We start from the raw sequence: 21507 nt of genomic DNA on the forward strand, positions 1-21507 counted from the left end.
GATGATAATAATATTCGACTGCCATGTTCATCTAAGCGAGCAAGCTGTAACATCAGATTTGTATTGGTGTCTGCATCATTCAATGTCATTTCCTTAAGTTCTTTAGGCTTAAGTTCAATATATCTTTTCATTAATACCATCAGTTCTTCATTAGTAATCGTATAATTTTATGGATAACCTTGCTTTGCATAAAAATTGCCACCGGGAGAACAATTTTTATATAGGGTAAAACGGTTACTTACTCTTTCTGTTACAATATTTACATAATCAATCATACTAATACCATCCTGGTAACCTCTATCAATAACTAAGTGGTAAAAATAATCGCCCATGCCTATGGAGTGAAAAATCTCATGAAGTATCACGTATGTAAAACCAGGATATTTATAATCAAACAATTGTGGCATAAAAACAATGTTTCTTGCTTTGATAAAATACGCCAAATTGCTATCATTATAATCCCTTGATAATTTAAAAAGGAGTTCAAAATGTTTATGGTAATAATGAATTTTATTCCTAACCTTAATCATGCTGTTTTTTATAAATATGCAATCATTATGATCGATCGCTATCCCCGCATTCTTTTTATAGAAATCAATCAAACGATCGTCTTTAATATCAGATAAGATATTCAATGCGATATCTGATAGATCTCGTAGATTTATTATTGAGGAAAGGATTACATTATAATAACTGGCATTTTTTTCTTTAAGATAAGATATTGGCGCCGGCCAAGCACAGGACTCTGAACTATAATGATATTTCTCAAAATCGTTAGTAAAACCAAGCTCACGATGTAACTTCAATTCGCAATAATCATGCTTTATCACATTTTTTTCTGTAGCATTATACACCACACCATCAAGTATAATATCATTCCTATTATCATGAAATTTCTTCATCAAATAAAGCACGCCATCATTTAATCTGTAATACCTACCAAAAACTTCATCTTTCTCATGATTAATCATCGCATAAACATCATTTTTCTTTACTTTACCAATCTTGATAACTGGCACAGTCACGTTTGAATTTGGCAATAGCGCAAAAACTATATGCTTTGATGATGTGGATAATAAATTTTCAGTAAATTCTGACGACTTGATTTTTTTGATAAGTGATTTGTTTCTTCAGACTTACTTAAGTGCGCAGTGATTTTTTCCAAAAAACCTTACTAAACCCGTTAATCGTCTCAAATCCAAAATCGATACCTCTCATTTCATGCGGCTTAAGCAATAAAAGTTTAGATATCGTTGGCATCTTCTCGTTTGATGGTGTTGTACTATTATCATTCCCGTTCACGATTTTTTCAGATCTTGCCATAATCTTCTGGCTGGAAATAACATGAATAGCTTCTCTGAGTGAGATTGGGGTATCAATAATGCTTTCGGAATGCATGAATTCCTTATTGCCTTCATAATATGTGGTCAATGAACTCATTCTGATATCTAATCTTACATTTTTTGAGGGTTTTTCTCTTTCACTGCAAAGTACTTCATAAACTTTAGCTTTATAACTCAAAATAAAATAGTTTATTAATCCATTAAAACTATTACCATTTGGAATACTCTCCCAACCCACAATTTTTTCGGCTAGGGTTAAAATATCCATGGTAAAAAATATTTTTCAAAATAGAGCTCAAGTGAGGTTCGATCTTAATAAGGCTGTACTTATTAGAATCATCAAGCTGGAGTTTGTAAAAAAATGTACTCATATTATTTATGACAAATATTAACTTTGTTTTTTAGCAAGTTATAGATTTCTCGATGATAGTGGTTGTAATACCATGAGTCACAATCTTTATTGTTGCAATTAAAAGCATAAACCTTTGAGTCAGGGCTAAATATAACATGACGATCTTCTATAGGTGCACGATATAATGCAGCCCTGATGAGGGTATGCTCAAGATGAGCAAAACTATTAATCATCAAGAGTATCTGATTATTATACTCTTTGTTTAACCTATCTAAGTTAGCCATACAATATTTATCACCCCTGTTCATAATATTATTACGACGTTTTCCTATGTGATAATTTCTTCCAGAAGTTACATTATTCATCTCATATGCTAAGGGTGAGGATTTAAGATGACAATCATGATATAGACCATAGTTTTTTTGGGGATGTTCAATCAGGTTTTTTATAGCTTGCCGATGATCGTTATAAGCATTAACTACTCTTCGGGTAAGTCCCCCCCCTTTATTCGATATTTGACAAACTCATTAATTGCCATAAGTGAGGTTCTAATTGTGATTTTTTTACTCCAGTAAATCGCCTGGGGTTATTACCAGTCATAAAAGAAAGAGCGGGCGTCTTAAAAAGATCAATAAAATAAATCTCTTTTTTCATTAATTGCCAAATCCCAGATTATATCTCCAACTACTATTGCATCTTCAGTCGAGTATTCGAATAAATTAATTTCCTTTAGGAATTTATCCCCGACATAGAAAGAAGAAAAATACGAATCAGAAAATAATGTAGTCATAACTTTAAAGACAGAATCGTTAAGGTTAGGGACTTCTTTTTCGAACATATAATAAATCATGCGAGAACAATCATGTTTATATATATCATCGTTAGCACATTGCAAAAATAAATTATTTTGTATTCCAGTTAAAGATTGAAAAAATTCATAGTATGTATAAGTCTCTGGATGAGAGTAGCTAGCTCTTTTTTGCAATATATTCACTTGACATCATCCCTAAAATCTTTAAAAAAACCAGTGACGAAGAATTACTTCAGCCCGCTCATAAGATAGTGATTCACCGCCAGCGGCCCCGTATTGACCAGTAACCTTCAATATATAACTGCTTAAATTTTTCACTGCATCCGCATTGCTAACACAATCCACTGATCCATTGAAAATATATTTAGCAACAACAGGAATAAGTTCTCTTTTTGTGAAGATTGTATTATTGCATTCTGGAATGTTATTTTCATTAAAAACATCACAATACTTTTGTCTATTTCATTTATTTGGGAAAACCTCAGCAAGGGCTTATGTTTTTTTAATTTATGTCCACGGGATATGGATTTTTTAGTAACAGGATCGACGGTATAAGTGTCTTTGTTTAAACGTCCACTATTAACCAGTTGTTTATCATACCAGTAAGATGCGTTTCCGGGAAATCTATGATTGTATTCTTTGTTATCATTTGCAATACTTAACATTGAGTTGGCACTTTGTGTGTTATTTGGCAAGGTATAATTTAACAATAGAGCACCTGCGACCAGCTTTTTATTTTTCAGAGAGAAAGCCGGAGGATATACCATGTGTTTTTCTTTAATCGAATCACGTGTAATGCCTGCCATATGCTGAAGGGATTTTCCTTCGAAGAGAATTCTCTCTAGTTCTTTATCTTTCTCCTTTCTAGCAAAAATAAATTTTTGAAACACAGATTTAAAACTCCAATCATTCACTTTGATTCTATTGGTATGATCTGATTTCACTTCAGAAGTATAAGGACTATTTTTCGTGGAAAGGAGTTTACTTAAAAAATGATTTTTAGTATCGGTAATCGTAGAGTTTGCATGTTGTAGTTCAACCGAATTAATTACTCGAGCAGAATCAGCCTGTCTGATATGCATTACACTCATATACCTATAAAACAGTAATTCTCCCCCTAAAAAACAAATACTTCAATATCACCCAGTATAAATAAACGCCATTTATCTCATAATCATTAATAAATAACATGCATTACTTGTTAATCACTTTAGATATAGCAATGAATGATTTTAGATATATCCAATTATAGCTTTCAAAGACCTTCTTTAATGGCATTTGATATTAACTGGATTGAAATGTGCTGCATGTCACATTATTGTGTGCGAAACACAACATATTCGCCCGCTAAGGGATGCTTGCAGTGATTGCTCGTAGTGTGGCGAGTACACGTTTATTTTTCTTCCAGCGCTTTACAATAAATTCTCAAAAAGAAACGGTGTTTTATTTTAATGGCTATTATCATGCGCATTTCGGTACGCTTCTGCGCTGCACTTATGGCGGCGTGTTTCTGTAGTGCTTCAGCGATGGCGAACGACATGACCTACCAAACGTCTGCGGTAACCGAAGAGGGGTTGCCGATGTTCTATCCCGAGCTCAAACAGCAGCTCACCTATCCTGGATCCTGGCTGTCAGGTAACGTGAAGGATTTCACTGTTTGGAAAACCGAGGCACGGCAGAAACTGCTGGCTATGTTGCTGACGCCAGATTCGCACCGTGATTTTGCGCCAGCGACAATTGAGCGCGAAGAGCGGGATGGCTATGTCGCCGAGAAGGTGGCATTCAATATCACCGATCAAAGCCGTGTGGCTGGGTTGCTGCTAACACCCAAAACTCCGGATCCGCATCCGGCGATTATCTTGTTGCACGATCACGGCTCAAAGTTTGATATCGGCAAAGAGAAGATGATCAAGCCGTGGGGCAACGCCGAGAAACTGGCATCGGCACAGGCGTGGGCCGATAAATTTTTCACTGGTCGTTTTGTCGGTGACGAGTTGGCGAAACGCGGCTATGTGGTGTTGGCGGTGGATGCTATCGGTTGGGGAGATCGCGGTCCGCTGAAGTATGAGCAGCAACAGGCGCTGGCGAGCAATTTCTTTAATCTTGGTCGCTCACTGGCGGGCGAGATGGCGTATGAAGATATGCGCGCTACCGATTTTCTTGCTTCGCTCAAGCAGGTGGATGCCAAACGTGTTGGCGTCGTTGGGTTCTCGATGGGGGCTTACCGCGCCTGGCAGTTGGCGGCGCTTTCCGACAAGGTGGCAGCAACGGCCGCCGTTTCGTGGATTGGCACCTATGATGGGCTAATGACGCCGGGCAATAACGTGCTTCGTGGTCAGTCTGCGTTCTATATGTTGCACCCCGGTTTGCCTGCGCAGTTTGATTTCCCCGATGTGGCCAGCGTCGCGGCACCTAATCCCATGCTGTTCTTTAACGATGGTAAAGATAAGTTGTTCCCGGAAAGCACGGTACAAGGTGCCTACGATAAGATGCACCGCGTGTGGAAATCACAAAACGCCGACAACAAGCTGGAAACCAAAATGTGGCCTGAGTTAGGGCATGTGTTCTATCAGGAACAGCAGGCGGAAGTGTTTGATTGGCTGGATCGTTACTTAATGCCAAAACCGTAATATCGCAGGCGCGGGGCACATTACCGCCCCTGTGGTTGTGCTTTCGCTGTTAGTTGAGCAACAACTGATTCAGATAAGCGATATCGCCCGGTTTATTTAGCGCACAGCTTGCCCGAATCCGCGCAACATCCAGTTGCGGCAGCGACTGGATGTTTTGTCGCAGTTTGGCGATGAGATCTGTTTTGTGGGCCACAGTTTGTTGGCGAGTGACCGTCACTGTAAGGCTTTCACCGTCTGTCAGGTGCAGCGTCACACGGTGAAAGCGCGCATCAGGGTTAAGTTCATCCGGCGGTGCGCTGGCATCCGGCTGACGTTTCACTTTATCTGCCAGCGCCGCGATAACCTCATCAACCGGGCCTTCAGCAAAGCGCGCCAGCGTCAGTTCTCCTTCTAACAGGCCCGCGGCAATCACATACTCCAGGCTGAAGCGTCCCTCCATGCCGGTGGCGGCTTTATGAATAAATGGGGCAACGTCTCCGCCGGGGGGGGGGGGGGAACGCAACCGTAATGCTCTCAACGCTGGCGATCAGCGAAGGAATATCACCGTGCTACGCCAGCCATTGCTGGCGTAGTGCAAAAGCGGCTTCCCCTGCACTGTGCGTGCCACCACAGGTGGGATAGCTTTTAAATTCCAGACCTGGCGTGACAATACGCCAGGGCGTGCCCCAGTTTTCACTCAATTTCTCCGGGTGCTGCTGTCCGTCGCAGTGTGATGACAGAAAATCATCCAGTACCTGCGCGGCGTTTCCACTAAACCCCGCCAATGCCAGTTTGGTGGCGGTTAACCCGGCACGGGCAGCCAAGCCGGCGTGCAGCGGTTTTACTGTCGACCCAAACTGCGCACGCAATCCTGCCGCCTGCGTTGCCGCCAGACCGAGGATGTTCTGTGTTTGTGCTACCGAAGCACCCAGCAAACGCGCCGCCGCCGCTGCGGCGGCAATCGCACCCAGCGTCGCGGTATTGTGATAGCCGAGGCCGTAGTGGCGTGCGCCGGCCGCGAGCTCGATGCGCCCGGCAACTTCTACGCCAATCACATAGGCAGCGAGAAAATCCGCTTCACGTAAACGCGTGTCTTCAGCGCTCAGCACAAATAATGCAGGCAGAATCACCATGCTAGGATGGCCGCGAAAAGCGGGGTGGTAGTCATCAAAATCGAGCGCATGCCCTACATAACCCAATATCACACTGCGCGTCAGGCTGTCCGAGGCGGAAAACACCTGACGCAGTGGCGTCAGATTGCTGTCGTGAATGGCACCTTGGGCAATGGGGAGGGCGGTGGCGACAAAATACATTACGCCGTCGCGCGCGGCGTTGAGCGCTGCAGTATCCGGTATGGTGTTAACGATGTGATGAGCGAGTGTGGCGGTGATATCGTGCGATGTGGTCATTTGAAAAGGAAATCAAGTAAATACATGAATACCTATATGTATAATTGAAAGCACCGCACGCTGTATAGCGCAAATTTTGCATTTGCATTGCATCACACTCAGAAACGGTCTTTGAGCTGTCCCGGCGTGATGCCAAATGCGCGGCGAAATGCCGTAGAGAAGTTGGCCGGGCTGTTATAACCCGCGATATGGGCGGCCTGCACGATACCCAGCCCTTCTTTTTGCATGGCGACCATGGCGCGTTGCGGTCGGTTGCGGCGCAGGTACTCAAACACGCTCATATTAAACGCCTGACGAAAATGGCGCTGTAAGGTGCTTTCACTCATATTGACCTGCTTGGCGATCTCTTCCATCGACAGTTGATCCGCCGCTCCACTTTCCAACATATCGCGTACTTCCTGCACCCGATGGTAGATGCGCAGTGGCACACGCGCATTTTTTCCTGCGCGGTGCTTAGCAAAGAGCTGAAGGCTTCAACGATCAGGCTCAGGCATTGGGATTCCAATTACAAACGCTGCAACGGCGTGGAGCAGGGATCTGAATTAAGGATCTGCATGGCGATCGCCATTGCCTGACGTGACGGCATCCAGTGGTGCACCGCTAAGTGCGTTTGGGTGAAGTCATAGAGGGTGCGCCACTGGTCAACGGAATCCAAAAGATTGCCGTACAACCACTCGTGGCTAAAGGTAAGCGACAGGGTGCGCTCGTACTCGTCACGCTTACCGATGCGGGTGAACAGCACCGGAGACATCAGCGACGACACCAGCGAGGCGGGCTGCGCCTTGTTGAGATGCAACTGCTGGTGGTCATAGCTGACCTGTGCCTGCCCGTTGACCACGATAGCCAGTTTGATCGCATCTTCCAACTGACCTTGCGTTTTCATGTTGTGCAAATTGATCACATCAGCGGTGTGCAAAATCAGATGGCGATTAAGTGGCATCACGCTAAAGCTGCCGTATAGCACCGGTGTTTCATCAATCAATCGCGGCCCGACAAAGCGGTACTGGTTAGAGACCAGACTGGATTGTTGAACGATATGATCTTTGTAAATCGCCTTGGAGGATGGAACGCTGTTATGCACGAGTTTCTATCACCTATGGTTAACGTGGTTTTTTACCATCCATATTGGCGCTTATGCAAAAGACTTTGCGTCTGGCGCAAACCCTTTCCAGAAGCACAAATGTAACAATGTCGGCGTCAAATTGGTAATGCAAATACTTCTCAGTAGCATTTTTGTCTTTATGACGTCGGATTACGGCAACGAGAGTGGCGCATGCCTGACAAGCGGAGAGGGTAACGCCATACAGAAGACCATGACGCACTGCGCACCTTCCCGATAAACCGCCGCTCCCGCCGGTTTTCTCTCCGACTTCGACAACTATTTTCGATGCCACCCATGAGCACATTTGCCATGGTCGATGGCATTTTCTTACTTATGACAGCATTACAGGGCGACTCTGATGAAAAAACGATTTTCCCGCCATACTCTGGCGACCTTGATCGGTGCCAGCTGTGGCAGTGCGTCTTTGCTGGTTTCAGCGCAGGCGGCAACCCCCACTGAAGCAGAACAGAACAGCGGCGATACCATGGTGGTGACGGCGGCGAAACAAACGCTTCAGGCACCGGGCGTATCGGTCATCACCCAGGAGGATATCCAGAGTCGTCCGCCAGCGAACGATCTCTCAGAGATCATCCGTACCATGCCGGGCGTCAACCTGACCGGTAACTCGAACAGCGGTTCGCGCGGTAAAAACCGCCAGATCGACATTCGTGGCATGGGGCCGGAGAACACCCTGATTCTGATCGATGGCAAACAGGTTTCCAGCCGTTCGTCAGTGCGTTACGGTTGGCGCGGTGAGCGCGATACCCGCGGTGACACCAACTGGGTGCCGAGCAACATGGTTGAACGCATCGAAGTGCTGCGTGGCCCGGCGGCGGCGCGCTACGGCAACGGTGCTGCGGGTGGCGTGGTGAATATTATCACCAAGCAGCCTACTGATGAGTGGCACGGCGCGTGGAATAGCTACATGAACTTCCCCGAGCACAAATCGGAAGGCGCGACCAAGCGGACCGATTTTAACCTAATGGGTGGCCTGACTGATACCTTGAGCATGCGTCTGTATGGTAATTACAGCAAAACGCAGGCCGATGCCTGGGATATCAATAATGGTCACCAATTGACACCGCTATCCACAGCGATTCCAGCGGGCCGTGAAGGGGTACGCAACAAAGATATCAACGGCTTGCTGCGCTGGGAGTTTATGCCACAGCAAACGCTTGAGTTTGAAGCGGGTTCCAGTCGTCAGGGTAATATTTATGCGGGTGACACTGAGAACAACAACGGCAATGCCCAAACTCTTTCTGTGTTTGGGCAAGAAACCAACCGTATGTATCGTCAGAAATATGCGCTGACCCATCGCGGTTACTGGGATAGTGGTGTGAGCGCATTGTCTTACTTCCAATATGAAAGAACCGACAACTCACGTATTTTTGAAGAGTTGGCCGGAGGCCCTGCCGGACGCCCAACGGGAAGTTATTACACGAACATCAAACTGGATGCCTACACGGCCCACAGTGAAGTTAATATTCCGTTTGAGGCGCTGTTTAACCAAACGGCGACTATCGGTGCGGAATGGGTAGAGCAGAAGATGCACGATCCTTTTTCCAATACCCAAGCCACAAGTGAAGGGGGCAGCGTTGGTTCGATCGCGGATACCAACCGTAGCCAGGCTAGTTCTGCGCGTATTGCCTCCGTGTTTGTGGAGGACAATATCGAAGTGACGGACAGCACCATGCTGACACCCGCGTTGCGTGTGGATCACCACAGTGTTGTTGGTACCAACTGGAGTCCGTCACTGAACCTATCGCAGCAGCTAGGTGATGATTTTACCTTGAAAATGGGGATTGCACAGGCTTATATTGCACAGGCTTATAAAGCACCAAACCTTTATCAGTAGAACCCGAATTATCTGCTCTATAGCCGTGGTAATGGATGCTATGGTGGTCGTTCTTGCTACCTGATGGGTAATGATGATTTAAAAGCAGAAACCAGCGTTAATAAAGAAATTGGCCTTGAGTTCAAACGTTATGGGTATCAGGCGGGCGTAACCTACTTCCGCAATGATTACCGTAATAAAATTGAATCCGGTTGGGTTAAAACAGGCAGTGCTGTCGGTGGAAGCACGACGGGGAGCACCGCGCAGTATGCGAATGCGAACATATACCAGTGGGAAAACGTACCGAAAGCTTTAGTGGAAGGTCTGGAAGGCTCACTGACAGTGCCGGTAACCGATACCATCAACTGGAACAATAACATCACTTGGATGCTGCGTTCTGAAAACAAAACCACCGGGGATTATTTGTCGATTACGCCAGAGTTTACACTGAACTCATATGTTAGCTGGCAGGCAACTGAGGATCTCTCTTTCCTCGGTACCATGACGTGGTATGGCCGTCAGAAGCCGAAGAAATACAACTATCAGGGCAAACCGGTGGCATCGCTGCCTTTGACCGCGGCCTATGATACTAACGAAGTTAGCCCATATGCGGTGTTTGGTTTAAGTTCAACCTATAAAGTGAGCAAAAACCTGAGCGTTACCGGTGGTGTGGATAACCTGTTCGATAAACGTCAATTCCGTGCCGGCAACGCGCAGTCGTTGACGAATACCACCGGGAATAACACGACGATCACGTCCTACGGCGCAGGTGCAGCTACCTATAACGAACCGGGTCGTACGTTCTATGTAAGCGTTAACACCTCGTTCTAAGCGGTATAAAAACTAAACCCCCTGCACGTGCGAAACGCGCAGGGGGTTTTTATGCACTGTAGAATCGTGGATTAGCCGATAATTAGCTTGCCCAGCGTCAGACCTACCACCACGGAAACCACCACATTGACCAAGCCAGGCCGCATAAAGCTGTGATTTAGCACGTACTTGCCGATGCGGGTGGTGCCGGTGTCATCAAAGGCCAGCGCGGCGAGGCACTGTCCGGCAACCGGAATAAAGAAATAACCGTTTACCGCAGGCCAGGAGCCAATCAGCGCATAAGCTTGTAACCCCAGCGCCAACCCGAGTGGCAGCAGGATAAGCGTGGTTGCCGCCTGACTGCTGACCATGGCTGAAACAAAGAACATCATGATGGCGATAAACCAGGTGTGGGACTGAAGCAGGGCCTGCACTTCCGCTTTGATCAGCCCAATATGGCTGCTGACAAAGGTTTCGCTCATCCAGGCCAGGCCAAACGCACATACGATAGCCAGCGCCCCGGCTCGAAACACGGTGCCGCTCAGGATGTTATCAATCGGTGGACGACACAGCAGGACGATGATGCAAGAAAAACTTAGCATCACCATTTGAACGGTGGCAGACATCGACAGCGGCTGAAGGACCTTGGCGGTTTCCACGAGCGGGCGCAACCCAGGGATCAGGCCAAGCAGTACAATCACCACTGCACCGGTCAGAAACAGCAGTACTGACAACTTGGCATGCGGTGCGATTTCGACACTTTTTTCCGTGTGTTCAATGGGTTTAAGCAGGCCAGCCGCTAAACGGCGCCGATATTCCGGGTCATCCGCCAGCTCTTTACCTTTGTTAAAGGTGGCAGGCACGCAGATCATCATAATGGTGGCGATGGAAACCCCCAGCGGCGCCATCAAACCGATCATGGCTGCCATCGCGGCCGAGATAGGGCTAGCGGTAATGGCTTGTTGCGAGGCAATCACCGAAATCGATAGCGGGCGTTCCGGGAGGATCCCTGAACCGCGGGCAACCTCAGCGATGACAGGAAGCAGGCTATACACCACGTGCCCGGTGCCTGACATAAAGGTGAAGAGGTAAAACAGATAAAGGGGGCCAGCAGGGTAATGTGGCGCGGATGACGGCGTAGCATTTTCTCCGCTAACCGTACCAGAAGGTCCAACCCACCGGATGCCTGCAACGAGGAGGCCGCCAGCACCACGGCGAGGATAATTAAAATCACGTCAATCGGCAGCGAAGAGGGCGTCAGGCCGAAAACAAACACCAGCACGGCGACACCGAGACCGCCCACCATCCCTAAAAATACCCCTCCGACCCTGGCACCAAAAACCAAAGCAACAAGAATAAAGGCTAATTCCGTCCAAAACATACCTACCCCCAGATTATTACGGGCTGAATGCCAGACATTGCTACCCGTCATATTTCACGTTGCAGGTGTGTTGGCTGCTACAAGGACTATTAAGGGTAAATTATACGAAGGGCCTTTTATTATTCGGGATACGGTTTCCCGAACCCGAAGGCACCATAGTGATTAAGCACGTGGCGTGCCGCCATTGCGCCAGCCGTCATGGCACGAAGGACGTCGTCTTCGTTCGGTTCAGACGGTTTGGCGGTTAATAGCGAGAGCATAAAACCGGTTAAAAATGCATCTCCGGCGCCCAGTGTGTCGACTGGCTCGATATAGTCAGGCTGCCAGGTGATACGTATTTTTCAGAATGGTAATAAACATGTTCATGTCCCCGGGTGGCGATAATATGGCGACAACCGTAATCATAAAGTTGCCTTATTTTTATTTGTGTTTCGTCGGGCGTTAACGCACCGCAGGAGACAAAACCATAATCCACCCACGGGCAAACCTGTTTGAAATAGTCATCCGTTCCTCGTGCGGAGAAATCAAATGACAGTGTGATATTGCGTTGTTTTATTTTTTCCAGTTCCGTTTCGAGGTGTCCGTTTAAACTGGAATGCACCAGGTCGAACTGCGCGATATAATCCAGATCTTCGGGCGTCAAATGCAGGGGATGTTCGCGCAGCGTCTCCTGCACGTGGCGAGCGGCATCGTCATTACCGAAAGCACCTAAAAATGCACTCTCATGACCGGCGAGTCGCGCATAGGCGGCAAAATTGAGCGCATTGCCGCCGGGATACATGATGCCGGTGTGCAGATATTTATCGACGACGTTGTCACCAATGCCTATCACCTTAATGCTCATCGTGATTCCTTATGCGCTAACGTTATTGAGGGCGTCCCTGCCGATGAATATCCCCTGGTGTTATCAGTATTCTACTTTCCACATATAACGACGGGTGGTTAATGGGTGTTGGCGAATCTCTGCCAGCGCGCGGTTATATACCGGGTATACGTTGTTAAACAGTGAGTGGTGAAAATAATCGATGACGCTGGGTTTGATGGTGGAGAGGCCCAATTCTTTTGCATCCACCACTTCGATCCGACGGCCATATTTTTTCAGAAAGTTGAGGGTGCGCTCATCGACGGCGCGCGTGCTGCCTTCGGCAAACTGGAAAAAGAAAGGAGTGTTGGCATCGGTAATTTCAAATGGACCGTGGAAAAACTCGCCGCTGTGAATACACGCAGAGTGGATCCATTGCATTTCCATAAAAATACAGATGCTTTGCAAATAGGCCGCGCCGTAACCGGCTCCGCTGGCCATGGTATAAATCACCTTGTCATCTTTATATTCCTGAGCGAAGGCAGCAGCCCGTTTGCTCAGGTGCTCGCAGGCACGATAAACAATACGGTTGATTTTGCTCAGACCATCCTGGAAATCATCATAATGGGCATAACCTTCGGTCTGGTGCAGGAGCTCCACTGCGCTGATCAGCCCTTTCAGCGTTTTCTCCTGCGCGATATCTTTGCCATCGCCAAAGCTGTAGCTTTCAACAAAATCGCAGTGAGCCACCAGCGGAGAATCCGTCACCCAGGTTAACCCGATAACCGGCACGCCGCGGCTTTGCGCCAACGCTGCCGCCTGAATGGTTTCCGGCGTGTTCCACTTGTGAGAAGCCACCACAACGATGGCATTTTCACCCAGCGCAGTCGGTGGGTTATGGATAAATTCCCCGCTGTTATACAGCCCGACAGACACCGTTTTCGCCTCTTTTTCAAGGAAGGCTTTCGCCGGATAAAACGCCGCATAGGAGCCCCGCAGGCGACGTAGTAAACGTGCTTAACGCCCCCTTTCTCCGCTTTGCTGGCTACGATGTCGCTAATAATCTGTTTAATACTCATCTCTTTTCCCCTTCGGTCGCTGCCGACATTGGCTCTATTACGCCATGTCTTGCACATTGAATCTTCAATGTATCTAAATATATTGTTTTATGTGTATAACATTGAGATACATTTATGGCAATACACGCAGCAATAAAAAATCGGAACCCGCGATGCGGATCCCGATTTAAGCCGTAATAGGATGCGGTGAACAGAAAGAAAAAGTGATTACACGGTGAAGCGCAGCTTGTCACCGACCACTAATTGATGGGAAATGCACGAGATATCGCGGTGATTGTCCACCATTTCACTCTTAATCGAGATGAGCGGATGGCGCTCTGCCACGCCAAGGTAATGTGCGACATCGAAATTGGCGTATACCAGTTCGATCACTTTGCTGGAGTGGGTAAACCACAGGTCGTGATGTTGGCGCAGAACGTCATACAGCGAGTTGTTGTTGAGATCTTCGTTAATCAGGAAGGCAAAACGCGGTGGAAACCACACGGTTTCCAGTGAAACTGGCACATCGTCGGCATAACGAATGCGCTCCAGTACCACCGCTTTTTCCTCTTTGCTAATGCCAAAGCGCTCACGAATCTCTTTACTGGCGGGTTCGAAAACTGATTTGATGGTACGTGCGCCGGGTCGGCGTCCCTGTGAACGGCACAGTTCACTAAAGCTCATGATGCCCGTCATGCTGCGCTGAAATTTCTCTTCCGACACAAAGGTGCCTTTACCCGATACGCGGGTCAGCAGCTTTTCACGCGTCAATGCATCCAGCGCCTTGCGTACTGTGACGCGGCTGACATTCCAACTGGCGCTCAGATCGTTCTCGGTCGGGATTTGTTGTCCGGGCGGGAATTCACCGCTAAGAATCGCCTCTTTCAGCACTTCTTCAAGCTGTTTATACAGCGGTGTTGCACTCGTGGTATCCGGCAGACTCACGTTAAGTATCCTTTTGTATTATCCTCGCCTTCGCGCAAGGATAGCATACAATACTTTCTCTTATGGATAACGTTCGCCTGTGTAACGCATACCGGTCGTGTGCAACGCCCGCTGTCTCCACCGTCAATTGCTCAGGAAGAGGCCGCCAGACGCGAAATAAATGTCGTTGCCTGTTCCTGATAGCGTGGTACATCGTTGACTTGGAAAATCGCCACCGCCTGCGTGAGCTGGCGTGCTTGTTCTTCCAGTGAAGCCGCTGCGGCAGCGGATTGTTGCACCAATGCAGCGTTTTGTTGCGTAACGCCATCGATATCATTTTCCCAGCCCTGTTTCGCCACGCCGGTGGCTTTTTCTGCCAGACGCGTGGCCTGATGGACATTGTCGGTGTTGTGCTTGAGCGTGGTACCCAGCTGTTCCATGCTGGCCGCCGTTTGTTGCAGTGCCGCCGCCTGCTGCTCGGTACGGCTGGAGAGATCGTTATTGCCCGCATAGATCTCTGACGTCCCCACGTAGATGGCATCGGCGCTGCCGCGAATGGCAATGACGGTCGCCTTCAGGCTGTCTTGCATTTCCCGTAAATAGGGCACTAACTGCCCGGCATCGTTGCGGCCAAAGCCATCCAGATTCTTCTCCAGTTTGCCTTCGGTCAGGGTGCGGAAGTGGTGGCGGATCGCGGTGAGAGGCTTGATGACGCAACCGACCAGATAGAGATCGGTGAGCAGCAGGATCACCGCGCCAGCCAACAGTGCTACCATCAGGATGTTTTTGCACCATGACACCAGACGATCGATGGTTTGCACTGTCTGGTTATCGGCGGCGACCGCCTGATAGCCATTGACGGCAGCAATAAACTTTTCATTCAACGGATGAAAGTCATCGCGGAATACGCGCCGATATTCAGCAAACTTTTTCTCTTGCAGCGCGCTCATCATCGGTTGCAGACCCTGTTGCAGGACGTTCTGCCAGTTTTGCACGGTTTCATCGACCGTTTGCTGAGCAACCTGCGGGTGAGGCATGACTTTGAAGGACTCCAGACTGGCGGCACTGTTTTTGTATTCGTAAACAGCTTGCGCCAGCGTGACATCGACATCGGTCAATTTGCCGCTTTGCATTAGCGTTACCACCTGATTCAGGCGGATTGCGGTGTTCATGGATTGGTTCGCGCCTTTGGTCAGCGTGTTCAGTCCTTCCACCTGGGTGTTACCCACGATCAAATAGTGCGTTGCCTGATTAAGGGCAGAGAGCGTAAACCACGCCACACCCCCCCCCACAGCAAAAGAAACAGCGTCAACACCATCAGCAGCACCTTTCTGATGGTCATATTGCGTAAAAAAGACATGATGATACCTATCCATTTTCCAACCCCTGGTGATGTTAAGCTACGGCAAGATACGGGAATTCTTACATACGTCTTTTTTATAGGTCGAGGGCAGTATAACAAACTGAAATTGTTGAAAGTTACCCAATGTAAACCCCAATCGCGTACAGGGGATATGTCGACGAGGTGCGCTCGTGGTATGCTCAAGTAAAAAACGTTTATTCTCATCATGGTCTACAGGGCGTGTGCCTTTGCGCGGCCAGGCAATGTTGCGTTATTTATGTTGCTTTTATGTAAACTGAATTAACAAAACGTTCAAAAATTGATATACTGGAGTGCATGACGATCTTACTGCCGGGTACGCCATCCTACATTTTCATAGGCGGAGGACACATCGCCTGACGCGTAACCTGGTATGGACATCACAACCGGGAGCGAGAGCGCCGGACATAACGAAGACAATGAGAGCGAGGAGAGAATCGTGCTAGAAGAATATCGCAAGCACGTGGCCGACCGGGCTGCACAGGGCATCGTACCTAAGCCGTTAGACGCTTCACAGATGGCAGCGCTGGTGGATGCGCTGAAGAAACCGACTGTTGGCGAAGAAGAAGTGTTGCTGGATCTGCTGGTAAACCGCGTGCCGCCGGGTGTTGACGAAGCCGCCTATGTTAAAGCCGGTTTTCTGGCGGCTGTCGCGAAAGGGGAAGCCCATTCTCCGTTGGTCAGCCCGGAAAAAGCCGTTGAACTGCTTGGCACCATGCAAGGCGGTTACAACATTCATCCGCTGATTGAAGCGCTGAACAATGAGGCATTGGCTCCCATCGCTGCCGATGCGCTGTCGCATACACTGCTGATGTTCGATAACTTCTACGATATGGAAGGGAAGGCCAAAGCCGGTAACGTACACGCCAAACGCGTAGTGCAATCCTGGGCTGATGCCGAATGGTTCCTGTCTCGCCCTAAACTGGCAGAGAAAATTACTGTCACCGTTTTCAAAGTCACCGGTGAAACCAATACCGATGACCTTTCTCCGGCACCCGATGCCTGGTCTCGCCCTGATATCCCACTGCATGCGTTAGCGATGTTGAAAAACGCCCGCGATGGCATTACGCCGGATCAATCCGGTGCCGTTGGCCCGATCAAACAGATCGAAGCGCTCAGCCAGAAAGGATACCAGCTGGCCTACGTGGGTGACGTGGTGGGGACCGGTTCTTCGCGTAAATCCGCCACCAACTCGGTGCTGTGGTTTATGGGGGAAGATATCCCGCACGTGCCGAACAAGCGCGGTGGTGGTGTGGTGCTGGGCGGCAAAATTGCGCCTATCTTCTTCAACACCATGGAAGATGCGGGCGCGTTGCCGATCGAAGTCGATGTGAACGAATTAAACATGGGCGATGTGATCGACATTTACCCCTACAAAGGTGAAGTGCGCCTGCACGACAGCGATACCGTGCTGGCAACGTTTGTACTGAAAACCGACGTACTGCTCGATGAAGTGCGGGCGGGCGGTCGTATTCCGCTGATCATTGGTCGCGGTCTGACCACCAAAGCGCGTGAAGCGTTGGGCCTTCCTGCGAGCGATGTCTTCCGTCAGGCGAAGGATGTGGCGCAGAGTACGCGCGGCTTCTCGCTGGCGCAGAAGATGGTGGGCCGCGCCTGTGGCGTTGCTGGGATTCGTCCGGATCAGTATTGCGAACCCAAGATGACCTCCGTCGGTTCTCAGGACACCACCGGTCCGATGACCCGTGACGAACTGAAAGACCTGGCCTGCCTTGGCTTTTCTGCTGACCTGGTGATGCAGTCATTCTGTCACACGGCCGCCTATCCGAAGCCGGTTGACGTCACCACGCATCACACGCTGCCGGACTTTATCATGAACCGTGGCGGTGTTTCCCTACGTCCAGGCGATGGTGTTATCCACTCCTGGCTCAACCGCATGCTGTTGCCGGATACTGTAGGCACCGGCGGTGACTCCCATACCCGTTTCCCGATCGGTATCTCCTTCCCGGCAGGCTCCGGACTGGTGGCGTTTGCTGCCGCCACGGGCGTGATGCCGCTGGACATGCCGGAGTCGGTGCTGGTGCGCTTCAAGGGCAAAATGCAACCGGGGATCACCCTGCGCGATCTGGTGCATGCCATCCCGCTGTATGCCATCAAACAGGGCTTGTTGACGGTTGAGAAGAAAGGCAAGAAGAACATCTTCTCTGGCCGCATTCTGGAAATTGAAGGGTTGCCCGATCTGAAAGTGGAGCAGGCATTTGAACTGACCGATGCCTCAGCAGAGCGTTCTGCCGCTGGGTGTACGATCAAGCTGGATAAAGCCCAGATTATCGAGTACCTGAACTCTAACATCGTGCTGCTCAAGTGGATGATCGCCGAAGGCTACGGCGATCGTCGTACGCTGGAGCGTCGCGTGCAGGGTATGGAAAAATGGCTGGCCGATCCGCAACTGCTGAAAGCCGATCCCGATGCGGAATACGCCGCAGTGATCGATATCGATCTGGCTGACATCAAGGAGCCCATCCTGTGTGCGCCGAACGATCCGGACGATGCGCGCTGGCTGTCGGATGTGCAGGGTGAGAAGATTGACGAAGTGTTTATCGGCTCCTGCATGACCAATATCGGCCACTTCCGTGCTGCGGGTAAGCTGCTGGATCAGCACAAAGGCCAACTGCCGACGCGTTTGTGGGTTGCGCCACCGACCAAGATGGACGCCGCGCAACTGACGGAAGAGGGCTATTACAGCGTGTTTGGCAAGAGCGGTGCGCGCGTCGAGATCCCTGGCTGCTCCTTGTGCATGGGCAATCAGGCGCGAGTAGCTGATGGTGCAACGGTGGTGTCGACTTCTACCCGTAACTTCCCGAACCGCTTGGGTACTGGCGCTAATGTCTATCTGGCGTCTGCGGAATTGGCGGCGGTGGCGTCATTGTTGGGCAAACTGCCGACGCCTGATGAATATCTTGCTGCGATGGCTCAGGTGGATAAAACCGCGCAGGATACTTATCGCTACCTGAATTTCGATCGGCTGGATCAGTATACGGCGAAAGCGGACGGGGTGATTTTCCAAAGCGCCGTCTAGTTTCTGTGTGTGATGAATAAGACAAGAGCCCATGATGATATGGGCTCTTTTTTTTGGCCGATCGCCCTTGAGCACGTAGGTAGGCCTCTGCATGGCCGATGCAACGCTTAAACAGTGTGTCCAGCATGCGTTTATCCTCTGGTGTCATTGACGGTATCATCTTGGGGCACTCAAGAGTGTTGGTGATGCGGTTGAACATAGCGGCTATGCCAACCGGCCTTCCCTTCGAATCCTCATAAATACGGTCGTCCCTCGGGGAGACGTCGCCTGTTGCTACGCCAGGTATATCCATATCGTGGCTCCATGCCGTATTCTGTGTCTGGCGAGTGTAAATCATCTCTTTTTTCAGCCTGGGCAAGCGGCTGGCTTATTGTCACAGTATTTATTGTTGGTTTCTTCCAGAGAAACGTGCACGTTTTGTCACAATAGCGGGTATCATCCCCGCCGCGCTGCGCGACCTTGCAATATTTGCAGGCTATCACTGTGAGATGCAGTGTGGCCCGCTACACTTGATAGTAAGCACTACCGTGGGAGGATGGCGTCATGGATTATGAATTTTTGCGGTATGTCTCAGGCCAGGTCATTGTGCGTATGTCAATGGGGCACGAAGCCGTTGGCCACTGGTTTAATGAAGAAGTCAAAGAGCAGCTTGCTCTGCTTGATGAGGTAGAACAAGCGGCGCGCGATGTGGCAGGGAGTGAGCGCCAATGGCAAAAAGTCTGGCACGAATATACCCTGTTGCTAGACAGCGAAGAGGTGCTCATTAGCGCTAATCAGCTCTCCTTCGCCATGGATGAGATGGAAGAGGGCATGAGCTATTACGATGAAGAAAGTCTGGCGCTGTGTGGGGTGGATGACTTTTTAGCGCTGGCAGCCAAGTACCGGGAATTTGTGCAACACCCTCGATAATCAAACGCCTGCGTGGATAAACGCAGGCGCTGTTCTCTTGAAACGCTTCCTCCAGGCAATGTGCTCTGCAAACGGCCTGGAGCACGTGACCTTTGTTCTGTTACCTTTGCGCTTCCACCCAGACGTCAGACAGGGTGTTTTCAATGCCATCCGCCGTGAGCGAGTGATCGTGTACGCGCCGATTGTAAATCGTTATGTACTGCGGTGAAATCAAGCTGATATCCGGCAACTCGCGTCCGACGATTTTCTGAAATTCAATAAACTTCTGCTTACGTACTGCCGGATCGTTTTCGGTTTGTGCGTCTTCCAACAAACGATCGACCCCGGTATTCTGGTAGTGAGACGCATTGGAGAAAGGCACCCCTTTGCGGAAATTTTTCGACCAGTAAATGCGCTGTACGCCTACCGTAGGATCGAACAGATTACTGTACCCGTTTAACGTGAATGAGAAATCGCGATCGGTATAAACACGTTTCACAAAGGCAGCTAAATCCTGTGAGCGCAGCGTGACGTCAATACCGATCTTTGCCAGAGACGAGCGCACAATCTCCCCGGTGGGTTTCAAGCCATCAGATATCGGGTTGTAATCCAGTGTGGTTTTAAAACGGATTCCTTGGGCATCGCGCGGATAGCCCGCCTCATCCAGCAGTTGATTGGCGCGTTTGATATCCAGCGCGTAGGGCGAAGGGGATGGATCGTGGAAATCTTTTAACCCCGGCGCGATGGGATAGGTGGTTACCGTGGCATAGCCGTAATAAGCCACTTTGCGAATAAGCTCTCTGTCTAACGTATGCGCAATGGCCTGACGCACTTTCAGGTTCTTGAAATGCTCATCATCCAGATTGAACTGAAGTGAAGAGACGTTATAGGAATAGCTGGTGCCTTTGGTTTCAAACGCCAGTTTTGGTATCGCCTTCAGGCGATCCAGATCGCTGAGCGCCATCGGGGAGCGATAGCCAAGATCCACGGTGCCGGTTTCAAAGGCAACCGATCGCGATGAGGCGTCAGGGATAAAGCGGATCACAATCTGATCGACATGCGGCTTTTCTTTGTCCCAATAGTTAGGGTTGCGCTTGAGGATCAGATGGCTACCGCGTTCCCACTGGCTAAACAGGTAGGGACCGGTGCCGATCGGCGCGCTTCCGTTCTGGTTTTTAAGCGGATCGGTATTCTCGTAGATATGCTTGGGCAATATCGGCGATTCTGCTGCGGTCAGCGCGCGTAACAGATAAGGTGCAGGCTGCGACAGCTCAATCACCGCCGTGTTGGCATCTGGTGTTTTCACCTCAGTCACGCTGGCGAAGGTACTGGCCCCACGCGGGTGGTATTTCTTGAGCAATTCTATTGAATAGGCCACATCCGCCGAGGTGAAATCCTGCCCATCATGCCATTTCACTCCCTTGCGCAGATGAAAGGTATAGGTTTTGCCATCGGGACTGACTTCCCAGGCGGTGGCTAACTGCGGCTGTGGATTGAGATCGAAATCGTATTTCAGCAACCCTTCCGTCACCTTGCCGCTCACACTCAGGCTTGGCGTAGCAACGGTGGACAGCGCCACCAGCGTAGGCGGTTCGGCGTTCAAGACGATATTCAACGTGCCGCCGCGCTGTGGCTCTGGCGTTTGTGCGTATACGGTTGCACCGCTGGTGGCTAACAGGGCGTACAGCGCCAGCGTTGCCGCTAGCTTTACCGGACGCTGTTGACGCTTTTTCCCTAAACGAAAGTCTAACCAATTCATAAGCACC

At 49.5% G+C, this 21507-nt stretch carries 11 protein-coding genes and 6 pseudogenes; 4 read left to right on the plus strand and 13 right to left on the minus strand.

Annotated features, from left to right (window positions below):
* Positions 1–167: 167 nt before the first annotated feature.
* The 5 genes from JZM30_RS07730 to JZM30_RS07750 all read right to left on the minus strand — a co-directional run bounded on the left by JZM30_RS07730 (position 168) and on the right by JZM30_RS07750 (position 3588).
* The gene (locus JZM30_RS07730; protein ID WP_252318255.1) at positions 168–1019 is read right to left on the minus strand and encodes a hypothetical protein; all 852 of its coding nucleotides are present in this window, start codon (positions 1017–1019) and stop codon (positions 168–170) included.
* Between the two features lie 121 nt (positions 1020–1140).
* Positions 1141–1611, minus strand: a complete 471-nt coding sequence (locus JZM30_RS07735; RefSeq protein ID WP_252318256.1) for a hypothetical protein — start codon at positions 1609–1611, stop codon at positions 1141–1143.
* Positions 1612–1715: 104 nt separating this feature from the next.
* Positions 1716–2060 carry a hypothetical protein gene (locus tag JZM30_RS07740; protein ID WP_252318257.1) on the minus strand — a complete coding sequence of 115 codons (345 nt, stop codon included), beginning with the start codon at positions 2058–2060 and terminating at the stop codon, positions 1716–1718.
* Positions 2061–2323: 263 nt separating this feature from the next.
* Positions 2324–2689: a hypothetical protein gene (locus JZM30_RS07745; RefSeq protein WP_252318258.1), complete on the minus strand. Its 366-nt coding sequence runs from the start codon at positions 2687–2689 to the stop codon at positions 2324–2326.
* A gap of 131 nt (positions 2690–2820) precedes the next feature.
* Entirely contained in the window at positions 2821–3588 is a 768-nt protein-coding gene (locus tag JZM30_RS07750; protein ID WP_252318259.1) for a hypothetical protein, read from the minus strand.
* A 381-nt stretch (positions 3589–3969) separates the two neighbouring features.
* Between JZM30_RS07750 and JZM30_RS07755 the strand changes: the two genes are divergently transcribed.
* Complete coding sequence (locus tag JZM30_RS07755) at positions 3970–5136, plus strand: dienelactone hydrolase family protein (protein WP_252318784.1); 1167 nt, start codon at positions 3970–3972, stop codon at positions 5134–5136.
* A 49-nt stretch (positions 5137–5185) separates the two neighbouring features.
* Here JZM30_RS07755 and JZM30_RS07760 read toward each other — a convergent pair.
* Positions 5186–6524: pseudogene (locus JZM30_RS07760) on the minus strand (MmgE/PrpD family protein).
* Positions 6525–6622: 98 nt separating this feature from the next.
* Positions 6623–7605 (minus strand): annotated as a pseudogene (locus tag JZM30_RS07765) (helix-turn-helix transcriptional regulator).
* 379 nt (positions 7606–7984) lie between these two features.
* On the opposite strand from JZM30_RS07765, the pseudogene JZM30_RS07770 reads away from it, so the two are divergent.
* Positions 7985–10291: pseudogene (locus tag JZM30_RS07770) on the plus strand (TonB-dependent siderophore receptor).
* Positions 10292–10362: 71 nt separating this feature from the next.
* Here JZM30_RS07770 and JZM30_RS07775 read toward each other — a convergent pair.
* From JZM30_RS07775 to JZM30_RS07795, 5 genes and pseudogenes are all read right to left on the minus strand, one after another.
* Positions 10363–11651: pseudogene (locus JZM30_RS07775) on the minus strand (anaerobic C4-dicarboxylate transporter family protein).
* Positions 11652–11770: 119 nt separating this feature from the next.
* Positions 11771–12495 (minus strand): annotated as a pseudogene (locus JZM30_RS07780) (PfkB family carbohydrate kinase).
* Between the two features lie 63 nt (positions 12496–12558).
* Positions 12559–13532: pseudogene (gene fraB / locus JZM30_RS07785) on the minus strand (6-phosphofructose-aspartate deglycase).
* 207 nt (positions 13533–13739) lie between these two features.
* The gene (locus tag JZM30_RS07790) at positions 13740–14456 is read right to left on the minus strand and encodes a GntR family transcriptional regulator (RefSeq protein ID WP_252318260.1); all 717 of its coding nucleotides are present in this window, start codon (positions 14454–14456) and stop codon (positions 13740–13742) included.
* A gap of 131 nt (positions 14457–14587) precedes the next feature.
* Positions 14588–15811 carry a Tar ligand binding domain-containing protein gene (locus JZM30_RS07795; RefSeq protein ID WP_252318261.1) on the minus strand — a complete coding sequence of 408 codons (1224 nt, stop codon included), beginning with the start codon at positions 15809–15811 and terminating at the stop codon, positions 14588–14590.
* Between the two features lie 444 nt (positions 15812–16255).
* On the opposite strand from JZM30_RS07795, the gene acnB reads away from it, so the two are divergent.
* Entirely contained in the window at positions 16256–18853 is a 2598-nt protein-coding gene (gene acnB, locus JZM30_RS07800; protein WP_252318262.1) for a bifunctional aconitate hydratase 2/2-methylisocitrate dehydratase, read from the plus strand.
* A 543-nt stretch (positions 18854–19396) separates the two neighbouring features.
* Complete coding sequence (gene yacL / locus JZM30_RS07805; protein WP_252318263.1) at positions 19397–19762, plus strand: protein YacL; 366 nt, start codon at positions 19397–19399, stop codon at positions 19760–19762.
* A 100-nt stretch (positions 19763–19862) separates the two neighbouring features.
* Here the strand turns inward: yacL and JZM30_RS07810 are convergent, their stop codons facing one another.
* Positions 19863–21500 carry an ABC transporter substrate-binding protein gene (locus tag JZM30_RS07810; protein WP_252318264.1) on the minus strand — a complete coding sequence of 546 codons (1638 nt, stop codon included), beginning with the start codon at positions 21498–21500 and terminating at the stop codon, positions 19863–19865.
* Between the last annotated feature and the right edge of the window lie 7 nt (positions 21501–21507).

The organism is Candidatus Symbiopectobacterium endolongispinus (genome assembly GCF_018777385.1).
Lineage (GTDB): Bacteria > Pseudomonadota > Gammaproteobacteria > Enterobacterales > Enterobacteriaceae > Symbiopectobacterium > Symbiopectobacterium endolongispinus.